Raw genomic sequence first — 25,280 nt, 5'->3', positions numbered from 1 at the left:
GTGGTCCGGGGGGCGCGCAGCACCGGCCGGGACGGTGCGGCCGGCGGGTTCCCGAACTGGCTGGTGCGGTTCCCCCCAGCCGGGGCGGCCGGTCCGGCCACGTTCCGGCCGTCCGGTCCCGGTGCCCCGGTGCGGGGCGCCGACGGGGTGCCCGGTGGCAGCGACGACCCCGGCGGTCCGGACTGCTGCGAGCCGGGCGGGGCGGCACCGATGGTGCGCTGCGGGCCCCGACCACCGAACTGCGGGGTGCCCGGTGCGCCCCGGGCCGGGTTCTGCGGCGGGGAGGGCGGCAGTCCCTCGCCGGGCGTACCCGGCACGGTGGGTACGCCGCGCAGCACCCCGGGCACCCCGCCGCGCGCGTCGCCCAGCAGGTTCGTACCCCGGGTGAGCGCGGAGTTCGGCAGCGAACCGGTGCCGGGCTGCTGCCCGGTACCGGGGAGCCCGGGTACGCCGGGCGCGTTCGGGGCGCCCCGGACCGGCAGGTTGCCGACTCCCGGTACCACGGGCGGGACGACCGGTGCGGTCGGCAACGTCGGCGTCGGGGTACCCACCTCGGGGACGGTGATCTCCGGGGTGGGGGTGGTCTGCTGCCCCCGGTCCTGACCGGTCCCGGTCTGCTCGGCGACCAGGCGGCCCACCGCACGCTGGAGGTTGGGGTCCGGCGTGGGCACGTTCCGGGTACTGATCGTCGGGGTGGTCACGTTCGGGGACCCGCCGATCTGCGGCGGGCCGCCGATCGACGGCAGCCGGCCCCGCATGTACCGGGCCAGGAAGTCGGGGTTGGGCTGGACCGCGTCGGTCGGCCCCTCGTAGACGGTGGCCCGGCCGCCGTTCAGGTCCTCGCTCATGATCGACCAGTAGGACCGGGCCATCTCGTACTGGATCTGCTGGGCCCGTTTGCTCCACATGATCTGCTCGGTACGCAGCGCGGTGACGTACTTGTCCTGGGCGTGGGGACCGGCGTCCTCGATCGACACGTCGGTGCCGATGTTGCGCTCCTGCCACTCCCGGCCGAAGGTCACCATCGCCTGCTTGTACTCGGCGTACAGGGTGCTCATCCGGCTCTGGTGGCTGGTGATCGTGTCGGCGAGGGAGAGCGTGCCGAGCCAGTTGGTGATGGCGGCGCTGCGCCAGTCGTCGAGGGACTTCAGGGTGGCGCCCGGCCCCCGGGCGAGGAAGGCGTCGGCGCCCTTGCCGGTCCAGCCGCCGGAGTTGCCGGGGCTGCCGTCGCCGCCGTACTTCAGCCCCCGGGCGGCGTTCAGTACCCGGTCGGAGATGTCCTGGATGACCTGGCTGACCCGGTACCACTGGTCGGCGGCCTCCCGGACCGCGTTCGCGTTCTGGGCCATCACCCGTTGGTAGATCTTCTCGATGCTGTCGTTGGCGAACAGCTGGTTGGAGCGTTCCTGGTCGGCGTCGCTGAACTTCGGATCGTCCCAGTTGATGGTCGGCTCGATGTACTCCCCGCTCTCCGGCGGCGGGTAGTAGCGGATGTCCTCGCCCATCCGCCGGGCCAGTTGCCGGCTCTGCAGCAGCAGGGTGTTGTCCGACGTGCTGTAGCCGAAGTACGGGTCCTCGCCACCCATCGCACCGTCCCCCTAGTACCCGCGACCGAACTCTTTGACGAACCAGTCCTCGCCGGCCGTGTCGAGCTGCTGCTCGGCCTGCTGCACCGGGCCCATGTCGGGCTCGGTGCGGTGCTGCCCCGGCTCGATGACGACCGGGTCCGAGGTGGTGGTCTGCTCCTTCGGCTTGCCGTCGGCACCGGTGGTGGTGACGGTCGTCTCGTTGGTGACCGTCATGGTGCCGTCCGGGTCGGTCACCGTGGAGGTCCGGGAACTGCCACCGTCGCCCCGGGTGGTCGTCGTGCTCTGCACCTGGTATCCACCGTAGACCCGGCTGTCCTGCTCGGTGGTGGTCTGGAGCACCACCGAGCCGGGACCGTAGAACGTCGTGGTGGTCGTGGTGCCCACCTCGTACGACCCGCTGGACTGGGTGGTGGTGACCTGCTTGCTGGAGCCGTCCGGGTAGAGGTAGATCGTCACCCCGTTGGCCGGGTAGATCACCCGGGCCAGGTCGTCGTTGCCGCTCAGGGCCATCGCGGTCTGGCCGCTCTGCTGGGCCATCCGGGTTTCGTACTCCGACCAGGACTCCACCGGACGGAAGCCGGGTGGCGGCTTGGCCCCCGGGTCGGAGAAGGCGAAGGAGACGTCGTCGAGGCCGGCCGCCGACTCCCGGTCGGTGCCCTCGTACATCTCGGCGACCACCAGGGCCGCCGAGCCGATGTTGCGGATACCGTCGAGCACGTCGCGCAGGAAGTACTGGAAGTCGCTCTGCCGGTGGCTCAGCAACCGGGCGGCGGCGGCGCCCTCCGGGAACACCCCGGCTGCCCCGGCGGGGCGGGCCAGCCCCTCCTGGATCAGCTGGGTCATGGCCGACACCTCCATGGCCGCCGGCCCGGTGGCGTCCGCCTGCACGTCGAGCATCTCCAGGTAGTAGCTACCCAGGTCGGTGATGTCGACGTTGACGTCAGGTCCCGCGAAGGACTTGTAGTCCGACGGCGAACCCCCGCCGTCGCCACGATCATCCGGTCGACCCACTGTGCCCTCCCCCGATCAACGTCAACCCGTGCGGAGCCGTACCACGGGCGGTGCCCCGGCGTCGTGGGGCACCACCCGTGGGCGGATCACATACCAGCGGCGATCTGCTGGTCGACCTGCTGCATGCGGTCGGCCGAGGCACCGAGGCTGACCCCGAGCCGGGTGAGCGCCTCCTTGATCTCGGTCGCGCCCTGGTTCCACTTCGCCCGCGCCTCGTCGCACGCCTGGCCGGCGGAACCGGACCAGTCCTGGGCGAAGAGCTGGGTGAACTGCGTGTAGAGATCCGACAGGGCGTTGTCCATCTGCCCCTGGTACGTGCCGATCGCGGTTGCGACGTCGGTGATCGCACCGAAGTTGTAGGTGATCGAGTTGGGATCGGTCATCTGACTATCGCCTCTCCAGGTCTCTCGTCCGGGTGCTCAGCCGCGCAGCGCCGCGATGACGCTGCTGTTGCCGGTGGCCTCGGCGGCGGCCCGGATCTCCCGCGCCGCGTCCTCGTCGTTCACGCCGTACTGGGAGGAGGCGTTGCTGATCTTGCCGGCCAGCTCGTCGAGCGCGTTGAGGATGGTGGTCAGGCCGGAGTTCAGGTCGGCGGACACGCTCTGCAACGCGTTGTTCGCCGAGCCCCGCATCCCCGCGCCGCCCAGCGCCTGGATCCGGTCGAGCAGCTGCGCCATCCCGGTCGCCAGCCCTTCGCCGGTGTCCATACAGCGCTGCGCCATCGTGTTCAGCTGGTCCTGGGTGGCATGTACCTGCCCAACGCCTGGAGTACCTGTCAAGGTGGATTCACCCCGCTTCGTCGTGACGCCCCCCGGCCAGGGGAGCCTCCCCTCGCGCGCATGACCGCTCATACGTCGCGTTTTTGCGAAAGTGAAACTATCGTGCTTCGTCCACTCAGACCAGCTCAGCCCAGTCGCCCGCGACCAGGGTGAAACACCCGCCACCACTCCAACCAGCAAAGATTCGGATCCGTCAATGCAGAGGCCCCAACTCAGGTTAATCAACCGGTGACCTTTGCCCCGCCGATCCGCACGGGTTCCACAGATCTGGCGCCGCCGTCGTCTACAACTACGACGGAATGGTCGCGTCGGACGGGGGCGAGTCCGGTGTGGAGGACGCCGGGAAGTGACTGGCCTCACCGCTGGCCGACCGCGAGGGGCCCGGTACCGGCCAGCGGACCTGACCGGACCCGTCGACACCGCAGGCCCGGGGCGACGCCCCGGGCCCACGCGCGTCGACGACGGGTCAGCCGAAGACCCAGTTCCAGGCGGAGACCACCCACTCGGTCTGTCGCAGGTAGGCCAGCCCGAGCCCGACCAGGAAGACCGCCGTCACCAGGTGCGCGCCCCGGGCGGTACGGCGGACCCGGCCGAGCTGCCGCTCCCAGACCACCCGACCGAGCAGCCGGGCGAGCCCGAACAGCCCGACCGCGACGAGGAGGGACAGGACGAACGTCATCACCGGGCTGGTCAGGTCCCCCCGGGCGGAGATCGCCCAGACACCCCAGCAGACGAAGGCGAACAGCCCACCCGCCGCACTCCACTCGCCACCGAGCTTGAGCTGCGCCACGTGGTAGCTCAGCGGCAACCGGGGGCGCGACTGCTCCCCCCAGTGCGCGTCGGCCGGATCCGACCCGACGGCGGTGAACTGCTCGGTCCGGGGCGCCCGGCGGGCCCCCACCGAGGCGACCCCGCGCAGGAAGCCCTCCTGCCGGGTCGGGTCGGCGGCGTCGGGCGGCGGGGGAACCGCAGCCCGTCCCCGCTGCGACGGCACCCCGACGCCGTTCGGCTGCGGCGGCACCTCGACGGTCCGCTCCGCCCACGGTCGCGTCTGGTCTGCCATGTCGTCCTCCCCATCGCCGGGAACCCGTCCGGCCGGACGGCCCCGCTGGTTCGAGGGTAGCCAGTGCACAAATCGGTCGCCCGGCCACGCGCCGGGAGACCACCCGGAAACACCGACCGGGCCCGCGCGACCGGTACGGATCGTCGGCTCAGCAGGTACGGTCGGCTGATGGCGGATGCGGAGCGCCGGCGGCGCCGGCTGCGACACGGCGGGGCGGAGAGCACGGTACGGGGCGACGGCAACGGATCGGCGGCGACCACCGACCCCTACGACGGTCCACCGGCACCCGCCGGACGACGCCGGCCCGGTACCCCCGGCGGGGAGGACCGCGACGGCGAGCGGGGTCTGCGCGGGCTGGTCGGGTCGGGTGCCTCGCAGGTCGCGCCCGGCGCCGCGCTCCGGGCCCGGGACGCCGCCCGCCCCACCGAGGCGGACCTGGCCGAGGCGGAGCGTCGGGTGACCGTGGTACGCCGTAACTGGACACCCCGGGAGGAGTCGCCCCGCCCCGGCCGCTGAACGGGCCGGCCCGGGTGACCCGGGCTCGGATGCAGGGCCGGACGCTTGCCGGCCCGGGTGACCGGGACGCTCGGATGCCGGAGCCGGGTGCCTGGACGCGATGGCCGGCGGCGGCCGGGTGACCGCCGCCGGCGCCGGGTCAGGGCAGTTCGGGCAGCTCGCGGGCCTTCTCGTAGGCCGCGACCTGGGCGATCCGCCGGGCATGCCGCTCGTTGCCGGAGAACGGGGTGCTCAGGAACGCCTCGACGATCCGGGTGGCCTCGTCCAGGGTGTGCTGCCGGGCACCGACCGCCACCACGTTGGCGTCGTTGTGCTCCCGGGCGAGCTGGGCGGTTTCCAGGTTCCAGGCCAGTGCCGCCCGCACCCCGGCGACCTTGTTGGCGGCGATCTGCTCACCGTTGCCGGAACCACCGATGACCACACCCAGGCTGCCCGGGGACGCCACCACCCGGTCACCCGTGTGCAGGCAGAACGCCGGGTAGTCGTCGTCCGGGTCGTAGGCGTGCGGCCCGACGTCGACCACCTCGTAGCCCTGCTTGGCCAGATGACCGACCAGGTGCATCTTCAACTCGTAACCGGCGTGATCGGAGCCCAGGTAGACGCGCATACCGCGCAGTCTGACAGGCCGCTCTCCACGGCGCCGCAGGGGCGGCGCCGTGGACGCGATTCGTCACACCACCGCCGCCCCCGTGGGGCGGCCGGGCGGTCGGACACCCCGTTCAGCGGGCGGAGTCGGTCCCCAGCTCGGCGAGGACCAGGCCGCCACGGGCCTTCGGGGTGAACCAGGTGCTCTTGCGCGGCATCTTCTCCCGGGCCAGGTTGACCGCGACGAAGTCGTCGACGGTCACCGGGGCGATCAGCACCGCCAGCTCGGCACGACCCGCGTCAACCTCGCCGGTCAGCCAGGAGGCCGGATAGTCGCCACCGACGTAGGTGACCCGCTTGTCGCCCGGGTCCAGCCCGAGCGCGTCACGCAGCAGGAACCGCTCGACCAGCGCGTGGTCGAGGTTCTCCACCACGCCGCCGGGGCCCGCCGGCAGGGTGATCGCGTACCCCCGACCGGCGAGGTAGAGGTGGACCGTCCCGCCCGAGGCCGGTACGTCGACCGGCCCGTCCAGCGGCTCGACCCGGGCCCCCGCGTCGCGCAGCCGGTCGAGCAGCTCGTCGGCGCCGACGGTCAGCTCGCTGACCAGCCGGTTGTAGGGCTGGATCGCCACCGAGGCGGGTGTGGTGATCACGGCCAGGAAGCGGGGCAGCCCACCGGTCTGGGCGGCCAGGCTACGGTGGTTGCCGTCGGCCACCACCAGCTCCCCGCCGCCGGCCAGGTCGCGCAGGGCGTCCTGCTCCGGCCCGGGGCCCAGCAGCCAGATGGCGTGGGTACGCCCCGCCTGGTCGGTGTCGGTGGCGGCCGGGGCGCCGGCCGCGTCGGTGGCCGCCGCGAGTGCGGCGTGCAGCTCGTCGCCCCGCCCGGTCTGGAGCAGGAGTACCGGTGAGAGCAGGTGACCGAGCGCCTCGGCGAGCGCCACCCGCTCGCGCACCTTGGCGATGAAGACGTCCTCGTTGCGGATCACCAGCCCCGGCTCGTCCGCGCTGGTGGAGATCTCGTCGGTGTCCACCAGCGCGAACATGCCGTACGCCGGCTCGTCGAGCGGCGAGCTGATCCGGTACAGGACCACGACCTGCTCGGCCGGGGTGTAGCTGCCGTCCGCCTTGGCCTCGGCGAGCCGGGCGACCGCGTCGGGGAGCGCGTCGAGGAAGGACCGACCGAGACTCCCGGGCGCCCGGTGGGGCATCTCGATGGCAAGGGCACTGTGCGGGTTCGCCTCGATGATCGCGGTGATCTCCGCGTCGTCGGCGAACTCGTCGTAGTTCTGCGCGCCGGTGCCGCCAGTGGTGATCCAGGCCCGGGCGATCGGATGCACGACCGTCATGCCGCTGACGCTACCGCTGGCCGACGGCGCCGCGACGGACACCCCGGACGTGTCCACTGGTTGGTGTGACCGTTCCTGACCGGGTGGCCGGCCCCGGTGGCCCGCCCCGGTCGGGGTGGCCGGCTTCGACGGGACTGCCCCGGTCGGGGTGGCCGGCTTCGACGGGCCCGTCAGGCCGGGTCACCCGGCCGACGGTGCCGTCCCGGGCTGGTCGGGGCCGGGACCGGGGGCGGGCCGACCGGGCGCAGCCGCGCGGCCGGGACCGGTCCCGGACGGGACCGGGCGGGTACCGGCACGGCCGGACCGGGGAAGCTGAGGCGCGACGGGGCCGCCACCGGGGCGACGCCCACCACGATCGGCGGGGCGAGCAGGTCGACCAGGTGTCCGGGCAGGTCGGGCTGGACCGTGGGCCAGGCGCAGTCGTCGACCGACCAGTACCCGGTACCGAGGTGCTCCGAGGCCGCTTCCCGGGACTGACGGGGCGTCGACCCGTCGGTGGCGGTACGACTGTGCTTGCCCATCTGGCTGCCTCCTCCGGTCACCGGTGCGGCCGGTCGCCCACCGCGGAACCGCGGTCCGGCACCCGGCCGCGACGACACCCAGTGCAACGATGCCGACCACTGCCCGGTCACGCGTTCCCGGGCCGGGACAGCAGCCGGGCTCCCCGGTGCAAGGAAGGGCCCCTTGTTAACACGGCCGTGTTAACAAGGGGCCCTTCCACTACCGAAAGCGTTAAGCGGGGGCCCTTCCTTGCACCTCAGTCGAAGATGGGGCCGAGGGTGCGGGTCCGCTTGAGTTCGTAGAAGCCGGGCGTTCCGGCGACCAGCAGGACACCGTCCCAGAGTCGGCCGGCCGCCTCACCCCGGGGCGCCGGGGTGATCACCGGGCCGAAGAAGGCCACCTTCTCCCCCGCCACCGGACCGGGGGCGTGGATCACCGGCGTACCGACGTCCTGGCCGACCGGCCGCATGCCCGCCTCGTGGCTGGCCCGCAGCGCCTCGTCGTACCCGGTGGAGCCGGCCACCTCGGCGAGCGCCGGGTCCAGTCCGACCTCGGCGAGCGCGGCGGCGAACAACTCCGGGCCCAGTTCCTGCCCGCCCAGGTGGATCCGGGTACCGAGAGCGGTGTAGAGATCACGGACCGCCTGGGCACCGTGCTGCTGCTCCACCGCGATGCAGACCCGCACCGGTCCCCAGCCGCTCTCCATCAGCTTCTGGTACTGCTCCGGTACGTCCCGCCCCTCGTTGAGTACCGACAGGCTCATGACGTGGAACCGGACGTCGATCGGCCGGACCTGCTCGACCTCCAGCAGCCAGCGGGAGGTGATCCAGGCCCAGGGGCAGATCGGGTCGAACCACATGTCGACAGTGACACGTTCGGTCACAGAAAGTCCCTCCGGAAGGACCGGACGTCGCGACGCCCGGGTGCATTTTCCACTGAATCTTCACCCCCCACCGCTGTGGTCGACAGGTGAATGAGACGGTGACCTCGGCCACCGACGGGCGCCGGTCATGGAAGACTCGGTCGGGGGCGGACCGCCACGAGCGGTCCCCGCGCTGGCAACGCCGTCGAGTATGGCGAGAATCGGATGGAGATACAGAGTGCCGGGAGTACGCAACCTGACACAGGTCGAGGCGACGGAGCGGGCCCGCCTGCTCGACGTCACCGGGTACGACATCGCCCTCGACCTGTCGGACGCCGGGCAGGCGGCCGGCAGCCGCACCTTCCGTTCGGTGACCGAGGTCCGGTTCAGCTGCACCGAGCCGGGTGCGACCACGTTCATCGAGGTGGCCGCCGAGTCGGTCCGGGCGGCGACGCTCAACGGCAGCCCGCTGGACGTCACCGGCTGGTCGGCCGAGAAGGGCCTGGCCCTGACCGGGCTGGCCGCGGAGAACACCCTGGTGGTGGATGCGGACTTCGCGTACTCCAGCAGCGGCCAGGGTCTGCACCGGTCGGTCGACCCGGTGGACGGCGAGACCTATCTGTACAGCCAGTTCGAGACGGCTGACGCGCAGCGGGTCTTCGCCTGTTTCGACCAGCCGGACCTGAAGAGCGTCTACACCTGGCACGCCACCGTCCCGGCGCACTGGCGGGTGGTGTCCAACATGCCGGTGGAGCGGGAGGAGGCGGCCGGGGAGGAGTCGAAGACCGTCCACTTCGCCACCTCGGCCCGGATGAGCACCTACATCACCGCGCTCTGCGCCGGCCCGTACCACGAGGTGCGGGACCAGCACGACGGCATCGACCTGGGCTTCTTCTGCCGCCGGAGCATGGCCCAGTACCTCGACGCGGACGACCTGTCGACCGTCACCAAGCAGGGCTTCGACTTCTTCCACGAGCAGTTCGGGGTGCGGTACCCGCTGCCCAAGTACGACCAGCTCTGGGTGCCGGACTTCAACGCCGGGGCGATGGAGAACTTCGGCTGCGTGACGCACGCCGAGTCGCACTACATCTTCCGTTCCCAGGTGACCGACTACGAGTACGAGCAGCGGGCCAACACGATCCTGCACGAGCTCGCCCACATGTGGTTCGGTGACCTGGTCACCATGCGCTGGTGGAACGACCTCTGGCTGAACGAGTCGTTCGCGGAGTGGGCCAGCCACTGGTGCAACACCCACGCCACCCGGTTCACCGACGCGTGGACGACGTTCCTGGCGGTCCGGAAGAACTGGGGTTACCGGCAGGACCAGCTCTCCTCCACCCACCCGGTCTACTGCGAGATGCCGGACCTGGCGGCGGTCGAGGTCAACTTCGACGGCATCACGTACGCCAAGGGCGCCAGCGTGCTCAAGCAGCTCGTGGCGTACGTGGGGCTGGATCCGTTCCTCGCCGGTCTGCGGGCCTACTTCGCCAAGCACACCTGGGGCAACGCGACCTTCGACGACCTGCTCTCCGAACTGGAGACCGCCTCCGGCCGGGAGCTGCGCAAGTTCGCCGCCCAGTGGCTGGAGACGGCACAGGTCAACACGCTGCGGCCGGAGGTGACGGTCGGCGCGGACGGCACCTACGAGCGGGTCACCGTGCACCAGGAGGCACCGGCCGGGCACCCCACGCTGCGTACCCATCGGATCGGGGTGGGCCTCTACGACCTGGTCGACGGGGCACTGGTCCGCCGGGAGCGGATCGAGGTCGACGTGGCCGGGGACCGCACCGAGCTGACCGACCTGCGCGGGGTACGGGTACCGGACGTGCTGCTGCTCAACGACGACGACCTGACGTACGCGAAGCTGCGCCTGGACGACCGGTCGATGGCGTGCGTGGTGCAGCACATCGGGGCGTTCGACTCGTCGCTGGCGCGGGCGCTGTGCTGGACGGCGGCCTGGGACATGGTCCGGGACGCGGAACTCTCCGCCCGGGACTACGTGGCGCTGGCCCTGGCCGGGCTGCCCGCCGAGACCGACATCAACCTGGTCACCCCGACGTTGCGGCAGGTCGCCAGCACGCTGTCCTTCTACGCCGACCCGGCCTGGGCGCCGACCGGTTGGGCCGACCTGGCCAGCAGCGCCTGGCAGGCGCTGCACCGGATGGAGCCGGGCAGTGGCTTCCAGCTCGCCTGGGCGCGGGCGTTTGCCTCGGCGGCCCGCTCGGACACCCACCTGGCGGCGCTGCGTGGCTGGCTGGACGGGGTGGAGGTGCCGACCGGGTTGACCATCGACACCGGGCTGCGCTGGACGCTGCTGGGGGCGCTGGTGGCCAACGGGGTGGCCGGTCCGGCGGAGATCGACGCCGAGCTGGCCCGGGACCGGACGGCCAGCGGTGAGCGGGAGGCGGCGCTCACCCGGGCGCTGCTGCCGACCCCGGAGAACAAGGCGGCGGTGTGGGCGGAGCTGACCGGTCCGGACACCCTGCCGAACTGGCGGCACCGGGCCCTGCTCCAGGGCTTCTACCACCCGGCGCAGGTGGAGCTGACCGAGTCGTACCGGGAGCGCTACTTCGCGGTGGTGGACCAGATCTGGGCCAGCCGGGACAGCGAGCCGGCGCAGGAGTTCGTCCAGTTCGCCTACCCGGCCTACCACGTGGACGCCGACACGGTGTCGGCCACCGATGCCTGGCTCGCCCTGCCGGACCGTCCGGCGCCGCTGCGCCGGCTGGTCGCCGAGGGCCGGGACAGCATCGTCCGGTCGATCAGGGCCCGTGAGCGGGACGCCCGCAGCGCCTGATCGGGTACCCGGCCCGGGGCCGGCGCGGTCCGTAACCGCGCCGCCCCCGGGCCGTTATCGTGTCCGGAGGAGGTGAGCCCGATGGCACAACCGAGCTTCGACTGGCAGCCGCCGGCCGAGGGGTGGCGGGAGGACGACCTGCTCCGCCTGCCCGAGGACGGGCAGCGTTACGAGCTGGTCGACGGGAGCCTGCACGTGACACCCCCTGCGGATGACGACCACCACGAGCTGGCCGACGAGATCCGGTTGGCGCTGCGCGGCGCCGCGCCGCCCGGCTGGCGGGTGATCCGGGAGATCGGGCTCCGGGTTCCCGCCGGCAACCTGATCCCCGACCTGACCGTGCTCCGGCCGGGTGCGCCCCGGGGCGTGCGGTGGCACGAGCCCCTCCACGTCGCGCTGGTGGTGGAGGTGGAGTCACCGGGCAGCCGGCGGCACGACCGGTTCACCAAACCCGCCCTGTACGCGGAGGCGGGCATCGAGTCGTACTGGCGGATCGAGCGGACCGACCTGGGCCCGGCGGCGCACCTCTACCAACGCGCCAAGATCGGGCACTACGAGCTGGTCGGCTCGGTGGGGCCGGCGGACCAGCTCCGGGTCGAGCTGCCCTTCGCGGTGACGGTCGTCCCGGCGGCCTGGACGGCCTGACCGGCACCGGGCGCCGGAAACGACGCGGCCCCGCCGCGTTTCCGGAAGTACCCGGAAACGCGGCGGGGCCGATACGTCAGAGCGACTTGCCGGCGTGGCTGGCGAGCTGGTCCAGGCCGCTGATGATGCCGCCGGCCAGGTCACCGCCGCCGAAGGCGGCCACCATGGAGAGCGCGGCCAGCTTGGCGTACGTGTCCGGGATGCGCTTGCGCGCCTCCTTGCCGGTGACGATCTCCAACTGCCGCTGGTTGGGCGAGATCGCGATCAGCACCGAGCGGGACGGCTCGGCGAGCTGGGCGTGCAGCCGCTCGGCGTGTGCCCGGACCGGCTCGTCCAGACCGCCGACGAAGACCGAGAAGACCAGCCCGGTCCCCTGGTCGGCGATGCGCAGGGCCTCGTCGATCCGGAGCAGCTGACGGGTCGAGAACGGGCCGTCCAGCACCTCGGGCCGGGTACCCACCTCGACCGACTTCTCACCAACGGTCACTTGCGCCTCCGGTTCCACCGGCCGGCACCGCGGTGCCCGCCTCCTCAAGCTTGCGGCTGGTCAGCGCCGGAGCCTGGGCACCGGCGGTGAGCGCCGCCCCGGCCGAGTCGGCCAGCAGCTCCGGGCGGCTCAGGAACCAGACCGGCGTGAAGTCGAAGGGCCGGCCCGGCCGGTAGCGCTTGGCACCACCACTGCCGCCGTGGCCACCGGCGAACGCCAGCGCGGCGACCACCAGCACCACGACTGCCGGGATGCCGACGAAGACCACCAACGTCTCGGTAACAGACAATCCCAACGCCCCCAGGCGGTAAGAGAGACCAGAGCACCGGTCGGATGGACGAGCGAGGTCAGCCGGCCGCCCGACTCAGCTGCTGTTCACGTTACTGGAGGGCACGGCCCCCCAGATCGCGGGGTGGCGATCCCACCCGCCGGAAACCTGTTCGAGCTGGGCGGCGGCGGCCAGCAACCGGGCGTCCTCGCCGTACCCGGCGGTCAGCAGGACACCGACCGGCAGACCGTCCCCGGTGATGCCGACCGGTACGGAGACCGATGGCTGGCCGGTGAGGTTGAAGACCGCGCAGTACGGCGAGAACCGCCGTTGCCGGTCGAAATCCTCGGCCGGGTCACCCGGTCCGGTGAACCAGCCGACCGGGGCCTGCGGGGTCGCCAGGGTCGGGCAGAGCAGCAGGTCGACCCCGGCGGTCCGACGCGCCGCCCGGCGGACCAGGGCCTGCAACTCGCCGAGGGCGGACATCAGTGCACCGGCGCTGACCTGCGCACCCTGCTCCCGCAGGTACCGGGTCAGCGGGAGCAGCCGGCTCTCCCGGTCGGCGGGCATCGGGGCGAGCGCCATGACGTACCAGACGGTCCGGAACAGCGGCCACGACTCGGGGCCGAACGGTGCGGGGACCTCGACCACCTCGTGGCCGGCGGCGGTGAGCAGGGTGGCGGCCCGCTCGACGGCGGCCAGCGAGTCCGGGTGCGGCGGTTCGTCGGCGAGCATGCCGGTGGTGAACCGGCCGATCCGCAGCCGCCCCGGTGCGGCGCGCCGGGCGGCAGCCAGGTAACCGCCCTCGGGGGGCGGTGGGGGCAGGTACGGCTCGCCCGGCACCGGGACGGACATCACATCGAGCAGGGCTGCGACATCGGTCACGGTCCGGCCGATCGGACCGTTGATGGGCAGGCCGAACGCGCCGAACCCGAGGGGCCCGCCGGAGACCGTACCCCGGCTGGGCTTGTAGCCGACCAGGCCGCAGATCGACGCGGGGATGCGCAGCGAACCGCCACCGTCGGAGCCCTGGGCGACCGGGGCCAGGCCCGCCGCGACGGCGGCCGCCGCACCGCCGCTGGAGCCACCGGCGGTGTACGACAGCTCCCAGGGGTTACGGGCCGGCGGGGCGACCAGGGTCTCCGAGTAGAGCGAGCAGCCCAGTTCCGAGGTGGTGGTCTTGCCGAGGCTGACCAGCCCGGCGGCGCGCAGGTGCCGGACCACGTCGGCGTCGATCGGTGAGGTGAAGTCGGCGAAGGCGGCCGACCCGAAGGTGGTGCGGACCCCGGCGGTCAGGGTCAGGTCCTTGATCGCGGTCGGTACGCCGTGCAGCGGTCCCCGCCCGTCCCTGGGTACCGCGTCGGCTTCCTGTGCCTGGCTCCGGGCCCGTTTCCCGGTCACCGTGACGAACGCGCCCACGGTGTCGCCGAGCGCGTCGATCCGGGTCAGGTAGTGGTCGACCAGCTCGACGCTGCTCAACTCACCCCGGTCGATGGCGGCGGCCTGTTCCAGTGCGGTCAGGTCGTGCGGCTCACTCATCCGGCAATGGTAAGGAAGGGCCCCTTCCTATCGTTTTCTGCATAGGAAGGGGCCCTTGTTAACACCTGTCGGCCGGGACGCCCGACGCCGCTAGGTGAAACGCGGCCTGGGAGCGGCCGAGGAAGCGCAGCGCGTTGCCGCCGAGCAGCCGCTGCCGCTGCTCTCCGGTGAGGAAGTCCGCGCGGTGCACCACCGCACCGACCGGCCGTTCGCCCAGCGGGTACGGGTAGTCGCTGCCGACGAGCACCCGTTCGTCGCCCATGGTGTCGACCAGCAGCCGCAGGGCGGCCGGGGCGAAGACCACCGAGTCGACGTAGAACCGGTCGAGGTAGCTGCCGGGCGGCGCGGTCGAGGCGCCCCGGACCAGGTCGCCCCGGCGGTGCCAGGCGTTGTCGGCCCGGCCCAGCCAGAACGGGAAGCTGCCGCCGCCGTGCGCGAAGCAGATCCGCAACGAGTCCGGTACCCGGTCGAAGACGCCGCCGAGGATCATGGCGAGGACCGACAGGTGGGTCTCGGCGGGCATCCCGGTCAGCCAGCGGGCCATCCAGCGGTCCAGGCGCGGCCCGTCGGGCATGTCCCACGGGTGGACGAAGACCGGGGCGCCCACCTCGGCGCAGTGGGTGAGGAAGGTGACGATGCCCGCGTCGTCGAGGTCCCGGTCGCCGACGTGGTTGCCGATCTCCACCCCGACGTGCCCGGCGGCCAGGCAGCGGTCCAGTTCGGCGCAGGCCGCGTCCGGGTCCTGCAACGGCACCTGGCAGAACGGCACCAGCCGGTCGGGGGCCGCCGAGGTGACCTCCAGGGTCAGGTCGTTGAAGATCCGGGCCACCTTGACCGCCTGGTCGGCCGGCCGGTCGTAGGCGAAGAAGACCGGGGTGGGCGAGACCACCTGGAGGTCCACCCCGTCGGCGGCCATGTCGGTCAGCCGGGTCCCGGCGTCCCAGCACTCGGCGCCGACCGGGCGGAACTCGGTCTCCCCCACCATGATCATGGCGGCGCGTTCGGAGTCGATCCGCAACCAGGGCCAGCCGGACCCGCCGCACGCCGCGCCGAGGTCGGGCCACCCCTTGGGTACGACGTGCGTGTGCACGTCGACCACCGGGGTACCCATCAGCCCTTGCCCGGGTGCAGGTGACCGCAGTTGCCGCAGGTCCGGGCGGCCTCGTCGGCGTAGAACGCGCCGAAGACCGGGGGCAGGTCGGCGGCGATGTCCCGGACCTGCAACTCCACCTCGTGCACCTTGTGCCCGCACTCCGGGCAGTACCACTGGAACGTCTCCAGGGTGCCCTCCTCGCGGACCCGCTCGACCACCATGCCGATCGAACCGGGTTCCGGGCGCTGCGGGGAGTGCGGGGTGTTTCGCGGCAGCATCCACATCTGGCCCTCGCGGACGTGCACGGTACGCGGCCCGTCCGGCAGCATCAGGTTGATGTGCATGTTGCCCTTGATCTGGTAGAAGAACTCCTCGTACGGGTCGACGTGGAAGTCGGTGCGCTGGTTGGGGCCGCCGACCACCATGACGATGAAGTCGTCCTGCCCGGGGAAGAGCTCCTTGTTGCCGACCGGCGGCTTGAGCAGGTGCTGGTTGTCGGCGATCCAGCCGGGAAAGCTGAACGGCTCGGCGATCTCGCTCATCGTGCGCCCCCTTCGGGTAGTACGGCCACGGCCTGCATCTCGATCAGCAGGTGCGGGTGCGGTAGCTGGTGCACGGCGACCGTGGTACGGGTCGGGCCGGTGGCGTCGAAGTGTTCGGCCCAGACCTCGTTGTAGCCGGCGAAGTCGTTCATGTTCACCAGGTACGTGGTGATCTGTACGAGATCCGACAGGTCCGCGCCGACCGCGCGCAGCAGGTCCCGGATGTTCCCGATCACCGCCCGGGTCTGCACCCGGATGTCCAGGTTGGTGGTACCGAACTCGTCCACCTCGACCCCGGCGAAGCTGTTGTCCGGCCGGCGGGACGACGTACCGGACACGAAGACGAAGCCGTTCGCCACCTTGACGTGCGGGAACGACCCGCGTGGCACGGCCTTGCCGGCCACCACCCGGGCGCCGTCGGGCGACCCCGGGCCACCGGTCCGGTCCACGCCGCCGCCCCCGTTCATGCCGCCGCCCGCAGGGTGGCCGTACCAAGCTTCTCCACCACCGCCCGGACGTGGCTGCCGGGCTTCAGCGGTACGGCGGCGGTGGCCGCCCCGGCCAGGAAGACCCAGCCCCCGGCGGGCCGGACGCCGTACCGGTCGGCGAGGCGGAGCCCCTCGTCGAGGGCACGACGCGGATCGCCGAGGATCGCCGCGGTCGAGCCGACCTGGGCGATCCGCCCGTCGACCTCCAGCAGCACCCCGAGGTTGTCCAGCCCGTCCGGCACCGGCGACCAGGGGCCGATGGCGTACGCGGCGGCGGAGGCGTTGTCCGCGACGACGTCGGGCAGCGAGAACCGGAAGTTGGCGTACCGGGAGTCGATCAGCTCGATGGCCGGCGCGACCGCCCGGACCGCGTCGGTGAAGTCCCCGACCGGCTCACCGGGCTCGGGCAGCCGGTCGAGCAGGAACGCGACCTCCGGCTCCACCCGGGGGTGGATGAAGGTGGCCGGGTCGACCGTGCCGCCGTCCGGTACCCGCATCCCGTCGGTGAGCCGGCCCCAGATCACCTCGTCCACCCCGACCTGGGCCATCTTGGCCCGGCTGGTCAGCCCCATCTTGAGCCCGACCAGGCGCTCACCCCGGGCCAGCCGGCGCCCGAGCAGTGCGGTCTGCACGGCGTACCCGCCGTCCACGTCGAGGGTGACCTCGTCGGTGAGCTGCCGGGTCGCGGCGGCGTCGCGGGCCGCCGCGTCGAGGCGGGCGGCCAGCGCCGCGACGTCCACCGGCGTCGCCTGGTCGACCGTCATCGGGTCTCCTCCCCGTCCCGCCGCGCCAGGTCGAGCGCCACGTCCACGATCATGTCCTCCTGACCGCCGACCATCCGGCGTCGTCCCAGCTCGATCAGGATCGACCGGACGTCGACCCCGTACCGTTCGGCGGCCCGTTCGGCGTGCCGCAGGAAGCTGGAGTACACCCCGGCGTAGCCCAGCGACAGGGTTTCCCGGTCCACCCGGACCGGCCGGTCCTGCAACGGCCGGACCAGGTCCTCGGCCGCGTCCATCAGCGCGAACACGTCGCAGCCGTGTTTCCAGCCGTGCAGTTCGGCGACCGCGACGAAGACCTCCAGCGGGGCGTTGCCGGCCCCGGCGCCCTGACCGGCCAGCGAGGCGTCCACCCGGACCGTCCGGCCGTCGGGTGAGCCGAGCGGCCCCGCCCCGGCGATCCGGCCGTGCTCGACCGCCACCACGCTGTTGGCCACCCCGAGGGAGAGGTTGTGGTGGGCGTGGATGCCGATCTGGGTGGTCGGTTCCAGCACCTGCCGGTACGCGTCGACCCGCTCGGCGACGTCGGACATCAGCAGCCGGCCCCCGGAGTCGGTGACGTAGACGCAGTGCGCGCCGTACGACTCCATCAGCTTCGCCTGCGCGGCCAGCCCGGCCGGGTCGTTCATGTGCGACATCATCAGGAACCCGGAGACGTCCATGCCGTTCTCCCGGGCCCAGGTGATGTGCTGCGCGGAGATGTCCGCCTCCGTGCAGTGGGTGGCGATCCGGACGCTGGTCACCCCGAGGTCACGGGCCGCCCGCAGGTCGGCGATGGTGCCAATGCCGGGCAGCAGCAGGGTGGTGAGTTTCGCGCCGGTCAGCACCTCGGCGGCGGCGGCGATCCACTCGGCGTCGCTGGCCGCGCCGTGGCCGTAGTTGACGCTGGACCCGGCGAGTCCGTCGCCGTGCGCCACCTCGATGGCCGCCACCCCGGCGGCGTCCAGCGCGGCGGCGATCGACCGCACCTGGTCAACGGTGTACCGGTGCCCGATGGCGTGCATCCCGTCGCGCAGCGTCACGTCCTGGATGTACAGCTCGGTCATCGCAGTGCCCCCTCCCGCCGGACGGCGACCAGCCGCTCGGCGGTCCGCAGCGCCGCCGAGGTCATGATGTCCAGGTTGCCGGCGTACGCGGGCAGGTAGTGCCCGGCGCCGGAGACCTCCAGGAAGACCGAGACCTGCAACCCGGTGAAGTGCCCGCCGAGCGCCGGGACGTGGCTGTCCACCCGGTCGAACTGGACGTCCTGCTTCAGCCGGTACCCGGGGACGTACTCCGCGACGGTGGCGACCATGTCCCGCACCGAGTCGGCGATGGCCGCCCGGTCCGCCCCGCCGTCCGGGCAGAGGCAGTAGACGGTGTCCCGCATCAGCAGCGGCGGGTCGGCCGGGTTCAGCACGATGATCGCCTTGCCGCGCCGCGCGCCGCCGACCACCTCGATCGCCCGGGCCGTGGTCTCGGTGAACTCGTCGATGTTGGCCCGGGTACCCGGGCCGGCCGACTTCGAGGCGATCGAGGCGACGATCTCCCCGTACGCCACCGGGGTGACCCGGCCGACGGCGGCCACGATCGGCACGGTGGCCTGCCCGCCGCAGGTGACCATGTTGACGTTGCGCTCGCCGAGGTGCTGGTCGAGGTTGACCGGCGGGACCACGTACGGCCCGATGGCGGCCGGGGTCAGGTCGACCACGGTACGGCCGTGCGCGGCGAGCACCGCGTCGTTGTACCGGTGGGCGCCGGCCGAGGTGGCGTCGAAGACCAGCTCGACGTCGGCGAACTCGGGCATCGCCACCAGCCCGTCCACGCCCTCGGCGGTGGTGGCCACACCGAGGCGGCGGGCCCGGGCCAGGCCGTCGGAGTCGGGGTCGATGCCGACCATCGCCACCATGCGCAGCTCCGTGCTGAGCCGCAGCACCTTGATCATCAGGTCGGTACCGATGTTGCCCGACCCGATCACCGCCACGCCGGTGGTCATCGCTGTACTCCTTCGCTGAAGCAGGTCCGGACCGAGCCGAGCCCGGAGATCCGGGCCTCGTACGCGGCGCCCGGGGTGACCGGGACCATCGGGCCGAGCGCCCCGGAGAGCACCACCTCCCCGGCCCGCAGCGGGTCACCGGCGCGGGCCATGGTCTGCGCGAGCCAGGCCACCGCGTGCAGCGGGTTGCCCAGGCAGGCCGCCCCGGCGCCGACCGAGACCGGCTCCCCGGCGTGTTCCAGCACCATGCCGCAGAGCCGCAGGTCCACGTCGGCGAGCCGACGCGGGGTGGTACCGAGCACGTAGAGCGCGCTGGAGGCGTTGTCGGCCACCGTGTCGACGATGGAGATGTCCCAGTCGACCACCCGCGAGTCGACCACCTCGATGGCCGGCAGCAGGTGGTCGACGGCCCGGATGACGTCGACCGTGGTGACCCGTTCCTCGGGCAGGTCGGCACCGAGCACGAAGGCGATCTCCGCCTCCACCCGGGGCTGGAGCAGCCGGGTCACGTCGATCTCGTCGCCGTCCGGTACGGCCATGCTGTCCAGCAGCACGCCGAAGTCGGGCTGGTGCACGCCGAGGTTCTCCTGCACCGCCCGGGAAGTCAGGCCGATCTTGGCGCCCACCCGGCGGTGCCCGGCGGCCAGCCACCGTTCCACCTGGTGCCGCTGCACCCGGTACGCCGCGTCGACGTCGCCTTCGGGCAGCAGCCGACCGCGCAGCGGCGGGCAGGGTTTGCCGGTTTCCCGGGCCTGGAGCAGCTCACCGGCCGCCCGTTCGATGTCGGTCATCCCAGATCCACGCAGACGTTGGTGAGTTCGGAGTAGAAGTCCAGCGAGTGCACGCCACCCTCCCGGCCGATGCCGGAGGCCTTGACGCCGCCGAACGGGGTGCGCAGGTCACGCAGGAACCAGGTGTTCACCCAGACGATGCCGGCGTCGAGCCGGGCGCCGGCCCGGTGCGCCCGGCCGACGTCGCGGGTCCAGACCGCCGCCGCCAGGCCGTACTCGGTGCCGTTGGCCAGCGCGTACGCCTCCTCCTCGTCGTCGAAGGGGGCGAGGTGGACCACCGGGCCGAAGATCTCCTCGGTGTTCGTCCGGGCGTCCGGGCCGAGCCCGACCAGCACCGTCGGCTGGACGTACGCGCCGCCGTCGCGGAGGTCACCGAAGACCGGCACACCACCCCCGGCCAGTACCTCGGCACCCTCGTCCCGGGCCAGGTCGTAGTAGCCGAGCACCTTGCGCCGGTGCGGGTGCGAGATCAGCGGCATGTTCACCGTGGCCTCGTCGGCCGGCCAGCCGAACGGCAGTTCCGTCGCGCGCCGGGCGAGCCGGTCGGCGAACTCCTCGAAGACCGGCCGCTGCACGTAGATCCGTTCGGTGCAGAGGCAGACCTGACCGCCGTTGGTGAAGCTGGACCGGACCGAGCCGGCGACCGCCGCGTCCAGGTCGGCGTCGGCGAAGACCAGGCCGGCGTTCTTGCCGCCCAGTTCGAACGAGACCGCCTTCACCCCGTCGGCGGCGGCCCGCATGATGGTGCTGCCGGTGGACGACTCGCCGGTGAAGGTGATCGCGTCCACGCCGGGGTGCCGGGTGAGGAACTCCCCCGCCGAGTCCGGCCCGAAGCCGTGCACCAGGTTGAACACCCCGTCGGGTACGCCGGCGGCGGCCATCACCTCGGCCAGCAGGGTCGCCGAGGCGGGGGTCTCCTCGCTGGGCTTGACCACCACGGCGTTGCCGCAGGCCAGGGCCGGGGCGACCTTCCAGGTGAGCAGCAGCAGCGGCAGGTTCCACGGGACCACGACGGCGACCACGCCCACCGGTTTGCGGACCGCGTAGTTCAACGCCCGGCCGCCGGTCGGGGTGACCGTGGTGAACGACTCGGTCGGTGCGGTGGCGACGATCTCGGCGAACGCCCGGAAGTTCGCCGCCCCGCGTGGGATGTCCAGGGTCCGGGCCTGGGAGATCGACTTGCCGGTGTCCGCGACCTCGGCGGTCACCAGGTCGTCGAAGCGCCGTTCCAGCTCGTCGGCGACCCGGCGGAGCACCTCGGCCCGTTCCCGCTCACCCATCCGCCCCCACGGGCCGCGCAGGGCAGCCCGGGCGGCGGTGACCGCCGCGTCGACCGTGGCGGCGTCCGCCTCGGCCACCTCGAAGACGGTCTCGCCGGTGACCGGGCTGGCCTTGGCGAAGGTCTTCCCGGCGGGCAGGAACTCGCCGCCGACGAAGTTGCGCAGCAGCCCCGGCTCCCCGGCCGCCCGGCCGGACATCAGGACCGGATCCCAGTTCATCGACGCCTCCCGGAGCGTACGGCGGCGGTGACGGCCCCCAGCAGCAGCGCCGCCGCGCCGGCCGCGACCGCGCCGAGGATCCGGTGCTGCCGGCGGACCCGGCGGCGCACCTCGGCGTACGGGGTGGTGCTGAACGACACCAGCTCGTACCGGGAAACGTACCGGCCGGGCAGCGCCCGTTCCAGGGTGTGCTCGACCCGGCGGCCGAGCTGGAACAGCGGCGAGGCGACCTTGTCCCGCATCTCCACGAAGTTGGCCAGGGCCATCTCGGCGATCGCCCCGGCGTTCTCCTGCCGGCGCTGTTCGAACAGCGGCAGGGCGGCGGCCCAGTCGTCGCCGCACTCGTCGAGGCAGCGGTCCAGCTCCACCACGTCCTCGAACGCGCAGTTCGCGCCCTGCCCGTAGAACGGCACGATGGCGTGCGCCGCGTCGCCGAGCAGCGCGACCCGGCCGTGCACCTGCCAGGGCGTGCAGTACACCGTGCCGAGCTGCCCGACCGGGTTCTGCTGGTAGTCGTCGACCAGCTTCGGGGCCAGCGGCGGCACGTCCGGGTAGTGGCTGGCGAAGTGCGCTTCGATGGCGGCCGGGTCGGTGAGCGCGACGAAACTGCCCGGCCCCTCGTTCGGCCAGAAGAGCGTGCAGGTGAAGGAGCGGTCCGGGTTGGGCAGCGCGATCATCATCGAGGTGCCGCGCGGCCAGATGTGCAGCGCGTCCGGGTCGAGGGCGAACTCCCCGTCGACCGCCGGGATGGTGAGTTCCTTGTACCCGTAGTCGAGGAAGTCGACGCGCTCGGTCAGCAGGCCGTACCCGAGGAGCTGCTGGCGCACCGCGGAGCCGGCGCCGTCGGTGCCGAGCACCACGGCGGCGGTGGCGGTGACCTCGCCGGTCGGGGTCTCGAAGCGCATCTCACCGGTGGCCGGTTCGAGGCCGACCAGCCGGTGGTCGAAGGCGGCCCGCACCCCGGGCAGCCGGGTGGCGGCGTCGAGCAGCGCGTTGTTCAGCGCGCCCCGGCTGATCGAGTTGATCGCCCGGTCCCCGGAGACGCTGTACTGCTGGAAGTTCGTCTCCCCCTGTACCGGGTGGATCATCCGGCCGCGCATGGGCAGGGCGTCGGCCATCACCTGCTCGGCGAGGCCGATCCGGCGCAGGGCGTCCAGGCCCCGCTCGGAGAGCGCCAGGTTGATCGAGCGGCCCCGTTCGACGGTGCCGGTACGCGGGTCGGGACGCCGTTCGTAGAGCGCCACCCGGTAGCCACGGCGGGCCAGGAAGCAGGCGGTGAGGCAGCCGGCCAGGCCGGCGCCCACCACCGCGATCTCGTCGTCCCGCATCAGCCCTCCTCTGCGACGGTGGCGGCCAGCGCGTCGGCGACCCGCCAGCAGTCGTGGTACGTCGAGTACAGCGGCACCGGGGCGAACCTGACGATGTCCGGCTCCCGGGCGTCGGCGATCACCCCGTGTTCGTGCCGCAGCCGTTTGGTCAGGTCGGCGGCGCTGCCCCGGCCGATCCGGACGGAGAGCTGGCAGCCGCGCCGGTCCGGGTCGCGCGGGGTGACCACGGTCAGCGGCCGGTCGGCGGTGACCTCGTCGAGCAGCCGCTCCAGGAACCCGGTGAGCCGGACGCTGCGCTCCCGCAGGGCGGTCATGCCGACGCTGTCGAACAGCTCCAGCGAGGTACGCACCGGCCCCATCGCGAAGATCGGCGGGTTGGAGACCTGCCAGGCGTCGGCGGTGGGCAGCGGCCGGCAGACCGGGGTCATCTCGAAGCGGGTGGCCGGGTCGGTGCTCCACCAGCCCTCGAAGCGGGGCAGGCTGCGGTCGCCGAGGTGCCGGCTGTGGATGAACACCCCGCCGAGCGCGCCCGGCCCGGAGTTCAGGTACTTGTAGGAGCACCAGGCGGCGAAGTCGACGTCCCAGTCGTGCAGGGCGAGCGGCACGTTCCCGGCGGCGTGCGCCAGGTCCCAGCCGACCACCGCACCGGCGGCCCGGGCGGCGGCGGTGACCGCCGGGATGTCCATCAGCTCGCCGGTGAGGTAGTTGACCCCGCCGAGCAGCACCAGCGCCACCCGGTCGCCGTCGCGGGCCAGGTAGTCGAGCACGTCGGCGGTGCGCAGGTTCTCCTCGCCGGGGCGGGGGCGCAGCCGGACCACCGTGTCGTCCGGGTCGAGCCCGTGGAACCGGGCCTGGCTGCGGACCGCGTAGCTGTCCGACGGGAAGGTGGTGTCCTCGACGACGATCCGGGTCCGGGCGCCGGACGGGCGGTAGAAGGAGACCATCAGCAGGTGCAGGTTGACCGTGAGGGAGTTCATCACCACGGTCTCCTCCGGCCGGGCGCCGACCAGTCGCGCGGCCGGGCCGGTGAGCAGTTCGTGGTACGGCAGCCAGGGTCGCTCCGCCTCCAGGTGCCCCTCCACGCCCAGGGTGCGCCAGGCGTCCAGATCGGCGAGGAGTTCGTCCCGGGTGGCCCGGGGTTGCAGGCCGAGCGAGTTGCCGGCGAGGTACGCGACCTCGGGGTAGCGGCCGCCCTCGGCGGGTGGGATGTGGAACCGGGCCCGGTAACCGGGGTCGGCGGCGTCCAGGCGGTGCGCCTCGGCTTCGGGGATGTTCGTCACTGCGGTGTTTCTCGCTCTCCGGTCACGGGCGGGTACGGGCGGCCTCGCGGCAGCCGGTCACATGGCGGTACGGGCCGACCACAGCTCGGGGAAGACCACCCGGGCCATGCTGCGCTGCAACCATGCCAGGCCGTTGGAGCCGCCGCTGCCCACCTTGGCGCCCATGGCCCGCTGCACCGCCTTGAGGTGGTGGTACCGCCAGTCGCCGAACTCCTCGGCGATCAGGGTCAACGCCTCGCCGAGCAGCCAGAGGTGGTTCTCCGGCCGGGGGTCGGCGTAGATCCGCACCCAGGCCGCCTCGACCTCGGGGTACGGGGTGTGTTCGGTGGTCGGGTCGGCGCGCGGCAGGTCGGCCGGGAGCGGGTGACCCTGCCGGCCGAGCAGGGCGAGCACGTCGTCCCAGAGGCTCGGCGCGTGCAGGTCGGCGACCAGGTCGGCGTACACGTCGGTCTGCCGGCGGAAGGGCCGGATCAGGGTCTCGTTGCGCAGGCCGAGCAGGATCTCCAGGTGCCGGTACATGGCCGACTGGAGGCCGGACGCCTCGCCGAGCAGGTTACGGAACCGGTTGAAGTCGGCCGGGGTCATCCAGCGCAGGCCCCGCCAGGCGCCGTTGAGCCCTTCCAGGTGCATGCCGGCCCGACGCAGCGGGGCGAGGGCGTCGGTGACCCGGTCGGCGCGCAGCAGCTCCTGCGCCCCGCGCAGCTCGAAACAGGTGAGCTTGAAGTACAGCTCCATGATCTGGCTGACCATCAGGAAGGACATCTCGCCCGGGTCGTCGCCGAGCGGCTGCTGCAACCGGTGCAGGGTGCTCGCCCGCACGTACGCGTCGTAGGGGACCTGACCGTCGAACTCCAGGGTCGGTTCCCCCGCGTTCGCCGCCGCCCGCCGGGCGCGTTCCTGGGCCGTCACCGGGCGCAGCACGGTGGTACCAGCAGGTGCGTGCAGGTCGGTGCTCTTCACCTGTCGTCTCCCTTCTCGGGCCGGGTAGCGTCATGGTGCCGTAGGTGAATCATTGAACGGAATGCCGAAACAACGGCGAAGTAGCCTGGTGACCTCACGGACCGACGGCGGTTCGGGCTCAGGACCTGGGGAAGGGAAAGTCAAGCGTGGACGAGATGGACTGGGCGCTGCTGCGGGAGCTGCAGGCCGACGCGCGGCTCTCCTTCAGCGAGCTGTCCCGCCGGGTACACCTGTCCCCACCTGCGGTGGCGGAGCGGGTACGCCGGTTGGAGGAGTCCGGGGTGGTCACCGGGTACCACGCCCACATCGACCTGGCCCGGGCCGGGCGGTCCGTGGTCGCGCTGATCCGGATGTCCTGCTACGGGCCACGCTGCATCCTGCGCGACCCGGAGGTACCCGACTGGCCGGAGATCCTGGAGATCCACCGGATCACCGGTGACGCGTGCAGCATGCTCAAGGTGGCCGCCGGCTCGATCGACGCCTTCGAGCGGGTGATCGACCGGCTCGCCCCGTACGGCCAGCCGTCCAGCACCATGGTGCTCTCCACCCCGCTGGAC

Annotated in this window: 26 protein-coding genes and 1 pseudogene; 4 read left to right on the top strand and 23 right to left on the bottom strand. The window is 72.5% G+C overall.

What is annotated here, in order from left to right; genetic code table 11:
• The 5 genes and pseudogenes from GSF22_RS10535 to GSF22_RS10515 all read right to left on the bottom strand — a co-directional run.
• Positions 1-1,586: pseudogene (locus GSF22_RS10535) on the bottom strand (hypothetical protein); the annotation flags it as partial.
• 12 nt (positions 1,587-1,598) lie between these two features.
• Positions 1,599-2,600 (bottom strand): hypothetical protein, encoded by a 1,002-nt coding sequence (locus tag GSF22_RS10530; protein WP_208813333.1) that lies wholly within the window; start codon positions 2,598-2,600, stop codon positions 1,599-1,601.
• An 86-nt stretch (positions 2,601-2,686) separates the two neighbouring features.
• Positions 2,687-2,983 (bottom strand): WXG100 family type VII secretion target, encoded by a 297-nt coding sequence (locus GSF22_RS10525; protein ID WP_208813332.1) that lies wholly within the window; start codon positions 2,981-2,983, stop codon positions 2,687-2,689.
• Positions 2,984-3,019: 36 nt separating this feature from the next.
• Complete coding sequence (locus GSF22_RS10520) at positions 3,020-3,379, bottom strand: WXG100 family type VII secretion target (protein ID WP_280116824.1); 360 nt, start codon at positions 3,377-3,379, stop codon at positions 3,020-3,022.
• A 466-nt stretch (positions 3,380-3,845) separates the two neighbouring features.
• Positions 3,846-4,442: a hypothetical protein gene (locus GSF22_RS10515; protein ID WP_208813330.1), complete on the bottom strand. Its 597-nt coding sequence runs from the start codon at positions 4,440-4,442 to the stop codon at positions 3,846-3,848.
• A gap of 168 nt (positions 4,443-4,610) precedes the next feature.
• Here GSF22_RS10515 and GSF22_RS10510 point away from each other — a divergent pair, with 168 nt between their 5' ends.
• Entirely contained in the window at positions 4,611-4,958 is a 348-nt protein-coding gene (locus GSF22_RS10510; RefSeq protein WP_208813329.1) for a hypothetical protein, read from the top strand.
• 139 nt (positions 4,959-5,097) lie between these two features.
• Here the strand turns inward: GSF22_RS10510 and GSF22_RS10505 are convergent, their stop codons facing one another.
• The 4 genes from GSF22_RS10505 to GSF22_RS10490 form a co-directional block, all read right to left on the bottom strand.
• Positions 5,098-5,565 (bottom strand): ribose-5-phosphate isomerase, encoded by a 468-nt coding sequence (locus GSF22_RS10505; protein WP_208813328.1) that lies wholly within the window; start codon positions 5,563-5,565, stop codon positions 5,098-5,100.
• A gap of 112 nt (positions 5,566-5,677) precedes the next feature.
• A complete protein-coding gene (locus GSF22_RS10500; protein WP_208813327.1) occupies positions 5,678-6,889 on the bottom strand; it encodes a DUF1015 family protein in 1,212 nt (403 codons plus the stop codon).
• Between the two features lie 170 nt (positions 6,890-7,059).
• Entirely contained in the window at positions 7,060-7,410 is a 351-nt protein-coding gene (locus GSF22_RS10495; RefSeq protein ID WP_208813326.1) for a hypothetical protein, read from the bottom strand.
• 236 nt (positions 7,411-7,646) lie between these two features.
• Positions 7,647-8,273 carry a mycothiol-dependent nitroreductase Rv2466c family protein gene (locus GSF22_RS10490; RefSeq protein ID WP_208813325.1) on the bottom strand — a complete coding sequence of 209 codons (627 nt, stop codon included), beginning with the start codon at positions 8,271-8,273 and terminating at the stop codon, positions 7,647-7,649.
• A gap of 190 nt (positions 8,274-8,463) precedes the next feature.
• On the opposite strand from GSF22_RS10490, the gene pepN reads away from it, so the two are divergent.
• Positions 8,464-11,049, top strand: a complete 2,586-nt coding sequence (gene pepN / locus GSF22_RS10485) for an aminopeptidase N (RefSeq protein ID WP_208813324.1) — start codon at positions 8,464-8,466, stop codon at positions 11,047-11,049.
• A gap of 81 nt (positions 11,050-11,130) precedes the next feature.
• Positions 11,131-11,694, top strand: coding sequence for a Uma2 family endonuclease (locus GSF22_RS10480; RefSeq protein ID WP_208813323.1), 564 nt, complete (start codon positions 11,131-11,133; stop codon positions 11,692-11,694).
• Positions 11,695-11,770: 76 nt separating this feature from the next.
• Here GSF22_RS10480 and GSF22_RS10475 read toward each other — a convergent pair whose 3' ends face one another.
• The 14 genes from GSF22_RS10475 to GSF22_RS10410 form a co-directional block, all read right to left on the bottom strand.
• Positions 11,771-12,181 (bottom strand): DUF5130 family protein, encoded by a 411-nt coding sequence (locus tag GSF22_RS10475; RefSeq protein ID WP_208813322.1) that lies wholly within the window; start codon positions 12,179-12,181, stop codon positions 11,771-11,773.
• Entirely contained in the window at positions 12,168-12,476 is a 309-nt protein-coding gene (gene ctaJ, locus GSF22_RS10470; RefSeq protein WP_439957757.1) for an aa3-type cytochrome oxidase subunit CtaJ, read from the bottom strand. Before ctaJ ends, GSF22_RS10475 begins: the two co-directional genes overlap by 14 nt.
• Before the next feature lie 69 nt (positions 12,477-12,545).
• Positions 12,546-13,988: an amidase gene (locus tag GSF22_RS10465; protein WP_208813321.1), complete on the bottom strand. Its 1,443-nt coding sequence runs from the start codon at positions 13,986-13,988 to the stop codon at positions 12,546-12,548.
• A gap of 58 nt (positions 13,989-14,046) precedes the next feature.
• Positions 14,047-15,099 carry an amidohydrolase family protein gene (locus GSF22_RS10460; protein ID WP_208813320.1) on the bottom strand — a complete coding sequence of 351 codons (1,053 nt, stop codon included), beginning with the start codon at positions 15,097-15,099 and terminating at the stop codon, positions 14,047-14,049.
• Positions 15,099-15,623, bottom strand: a complete 525-nt coding sequence (locus GSF22_RS10455; RefSeq protein ID WP_208813319.1) for a 3-hydroxyanthranilate 3,4-dioxygenase — start codon at positions 15,621-15,623, stop codon at positions 15,099-15,101. Before GSF22_RS10455 ends, GSF22_RS10460 begins: the two co-directional genes overlap by 1 nt.
• On the bottom strand, positions 15,620-16,090 hold the full coding sequence (locus GSF22_RS10450) for a RidA family protein (protein WP_208813318.1): 471 nt from the start codon (positions 16,088-16,090) through the stop codon (positions 15,620-15,622). The genes GSF22_RS10455 and GSF22_RS10450 overlap by 4 nt, the downstream gene beginning before the upstream one ends.
• The gene (locus GSF22_RS10445; RefSeq protein WP_208813317.1) at positions 16,087-16,875 is read right to left on the bottom strand and encodes a 2-keto-4-pentenoate hydratase; all 789 of its coding nucleotides are present in this window, start codon (positions 16,873-16,875) and stop codon (positions 16,087-16,089) included. The genes GSF22_RS10450 and GSF22_RS10445 overlap by 4 nt, the downstream gene beginning before the upstream one ends.
• Complete coding sequence (dmpG, locus tag GSF22_RS10440) at positions 16,872-17,936, bottom strand: 4-hydroxy-2-oxovalerate aldolase (protein ID WP_208813316.1); 1,065 nt, start codon at positions 17,934-17,936, stop codon at positions 16,872-16,874. The genes GSF22_RS10445 and dmpG overlap by 4 nt, the downstream gene beginning before the upstream one ends.
• On the bottom strand, positions 17,933-18,865 hold the full coding sequence (locus tag GSF22_RS10435) for an acetaldehyde dehydrogenase (acetylating) (protein WP_208813315.1): 933 nt from the start codon (positions 18,863-18,865) through the stop codon (positions 17,933-17,935). The genes dmpG and GSF22_RS10435 overlap by 4 nt, the downstream gene beginning before the upstream one ends.
• Positions 18,862-19,656, bottom strand: coding sequence for a 2-keto-4-pentenoate hydratase (locus GSF22_RS10430; RefSeq protein ID WP_208813314.1), 795 nt, complete (start codon positions 19,654-19,656; stop codon positions 18,862-18,864). Before GSF22_RS10430 ends, GSF22_RS10435 begins: the two co-directional genes overlap by 4 nt.
• The gene (locus GSF22_RS10425) at positions 19,653-21,134 is read right to left on the bottom strand and encodes a 2-hydroxymuconic semialdehyde dehydrogenase (protein WP_208813334.1); all 1,482 of its coding nucleotides are present in this window, start codon (positions 21,132-21,134) and stop codon (positions 19,653-19,655) included. The genes GSF22_RS10430 and GSF22_RS10425 overlap by 4 nt, the downstream gene beginning before the upstream one ends.
• A gap of 17 nt (positions 21,135-21,151) precedes the next feature.
• Positions 21,152-22,483 (bottom strand): FAD-dependent oxidoreductase, encoded by a 1,332-nt coding sequence (locus GSF22_RS10420; protein ID WP_208813313.1) that lies wholly within the window; start codon positions 22,481-22,483, stop codon positions 21,152-21,154.
• On the bottom strand, positions 22,483-23,763 hold the full coding sequence (gene kynU / locus GSF22_RS10415) for a kynureninase (RefSeq protein WP_208813312.1): 1,281 nt from the start codon (positions 23,761-23,763) through the stop codon (positions 22,483-22,485). Before kynU ends, GSF22_RS10420 begins: the two co-directional genes overlap by 1 nt.
• A 57-nt stretch (positions 23,764-23,820) precedes the next feature.
• The gene (locus tag GSF22_RS10410) at positions 23,821-24,723 is read right to left on the bottom strand and encodes a tryptophan 2,3-dioxygenase (RefSeq protein ID WP_208813311.1); all 903 of its coding nucleotides are present in this window, start codon (positions 24,721-24,723) and stop codon (positions 23,821-23,823) included.
• Positions 24,724-24,869: 146 nt separating this feature from the next.
• Between GSF22_RS10410 and GSF22_RS10405 the strand changes: the two genes are divergently transcribed.
• On the top strand, positions 24,870-25,280 hold a 411-nt coding region (locus GSF22_RS10405), incomplete at its 3' end, for an Lrp/AsnC family transcriptional regulator (RefSeq protein WP_208813310.1).

Source organism: Micromonospora echinofusca (assembly GCF_017614955.1).
GTDB classification, from domain to species: domain Bacteria; phylum Actinomycetota; class Actinomycetes; order Mycobacteriales; family Micromonosporaceae; genus Micromonospora; species Micromonospora echinofusca_A.
Note: the sequence above shows the minus strand (reverse complement) of the source record. Positions and strands in the feature narration are given on the sequence as shown.

Bases quoted from the DNA above. Each gene is read 5' to 3' on its own strand.
- GSF22_RS10500 (WP_208813327.1), bottom strand. From the start codon at position 6,889: ATGACGGTCGTGCATCCGATCGCCCGGGCCTGGATCACCACTGGCGGC.
- GSF22_RS10525 (WP_208813332.1), bottom strand. From the start codon at position 2,983: ATGACCGATCCCAACTCGATCACCTACAACTTCGGTGCGATCACCGAC.
- GSF22_RS10480 (WP_208813323.1), top strand. From the start codon at position 11,131: ATGGCACAACCGAGCTTCGACTGGCAGCCGCCGGCCGAGGGGTGGCGG.
- GSF22_RS10430 (WP_208813314.1), bottom strand. From the start codon at position 19,656: ATGACCGACATCGAACGGGCGGCCGGTGAGCTGCTCCAGGCCCGGGAA.
- GSF22_RS10450 (WP_208813318.1), bottom strand. From the start codon at position 16,090: ATGAACGGGGGCGGCGGCGTGGACCGGACCGGTGGCCCGGGGTCGCCC.
- GSF22_RS10495 (WP_208813326.1), bottom strand. From the start codon at position 7,410: ATGGGCAAGCACAGTCGTACCGCCACCGACGGGTCGACGCCCCGTCAG.
- GSF22_RS10435 (WP_208813315.1), bottom strand. From the start codon at position 18,865: ATGACCACCGGCGTGGCGGTGATCGGGTCGGGCAACATCGGTACCGAC.
- dmpG (WP_208813316.1), bottom strand. From the start codon at position 17,936: ATGACCGAGCTGTACATCCAGGACGTGACGCTGCGCGACGGGATGCAC.
- pepN (WP_208813324.1), top strand. From the start codon at position 8,464: ATGGCGAGAATCGGATGGAGATACAGAGTGCCGGGAGTACGCAACCTG.
- GSF22_RS10460 (WP_208813320.1), bottom strand. From the start codon at position 15,099: ATGGGTACCCCGGTGGTCGACGTGCACACGCACGTCGTACCCAAGGGG.
- GSF22_RS10505 (WP_208813328.1), bottom strand. From the start codon at position 5,565: ATGCGCGTCTACCTGGGCTCCGATCACGCCGGTTACGAGTTGAAGATG.
- GSF22_RS10425 (WP_208813334.1), bottom strand. From the start codon at position 21,134: ATGTCCGGCCGGGCGGCCGGGGAGCCGGGGCTGCTGCGCAACTTCGTC.
- GSF22_RS10465 (WP_208813321.1), bottom strand. From the start codon at position 13,988: ATGAGTGAGCCGCACGACCTGACCGCACTGGAACAGGCCGCCGCCATC.
- GSF22_RS10445 (WP_208813317.1), bottom strand. From the start codon at position 16,875: ATGACGGTCGACCAGGCGACGCCGGTGGACGTCGCGGCGCTGGCCGCC.
- GSF22_RS10420 (WP_208813313.1), bottom strand. From the start codon at position 22,483: ATGCGGGACGACGAGATCGCGGTGGTGGGCGCCGGCCTGGCCGGCTGC.
- GSF22_RS10515 (WP_208813330.1), bottom strand. From the start codon at position 4,442: ATGGCAGACCAGACGCGACCGTGGGCGGAGCGGACCGTCGAGGTGCCG.
- GSF22_RS10510 (WP_208813329.1), top strand. From the start codon at position 4,611: ATGGCGGATGCGGAGCGCCGGCGGCGCCGGCTGCGACACGGCGGGGCG.
- GSF22_RS10455 (WP_208813319.1), bottom strand. From the start codon at position 15,623: ATGAGCGAGATCGCCGAGCCGTTCAGCTTTCCCGGCTGGATCGCCGAC.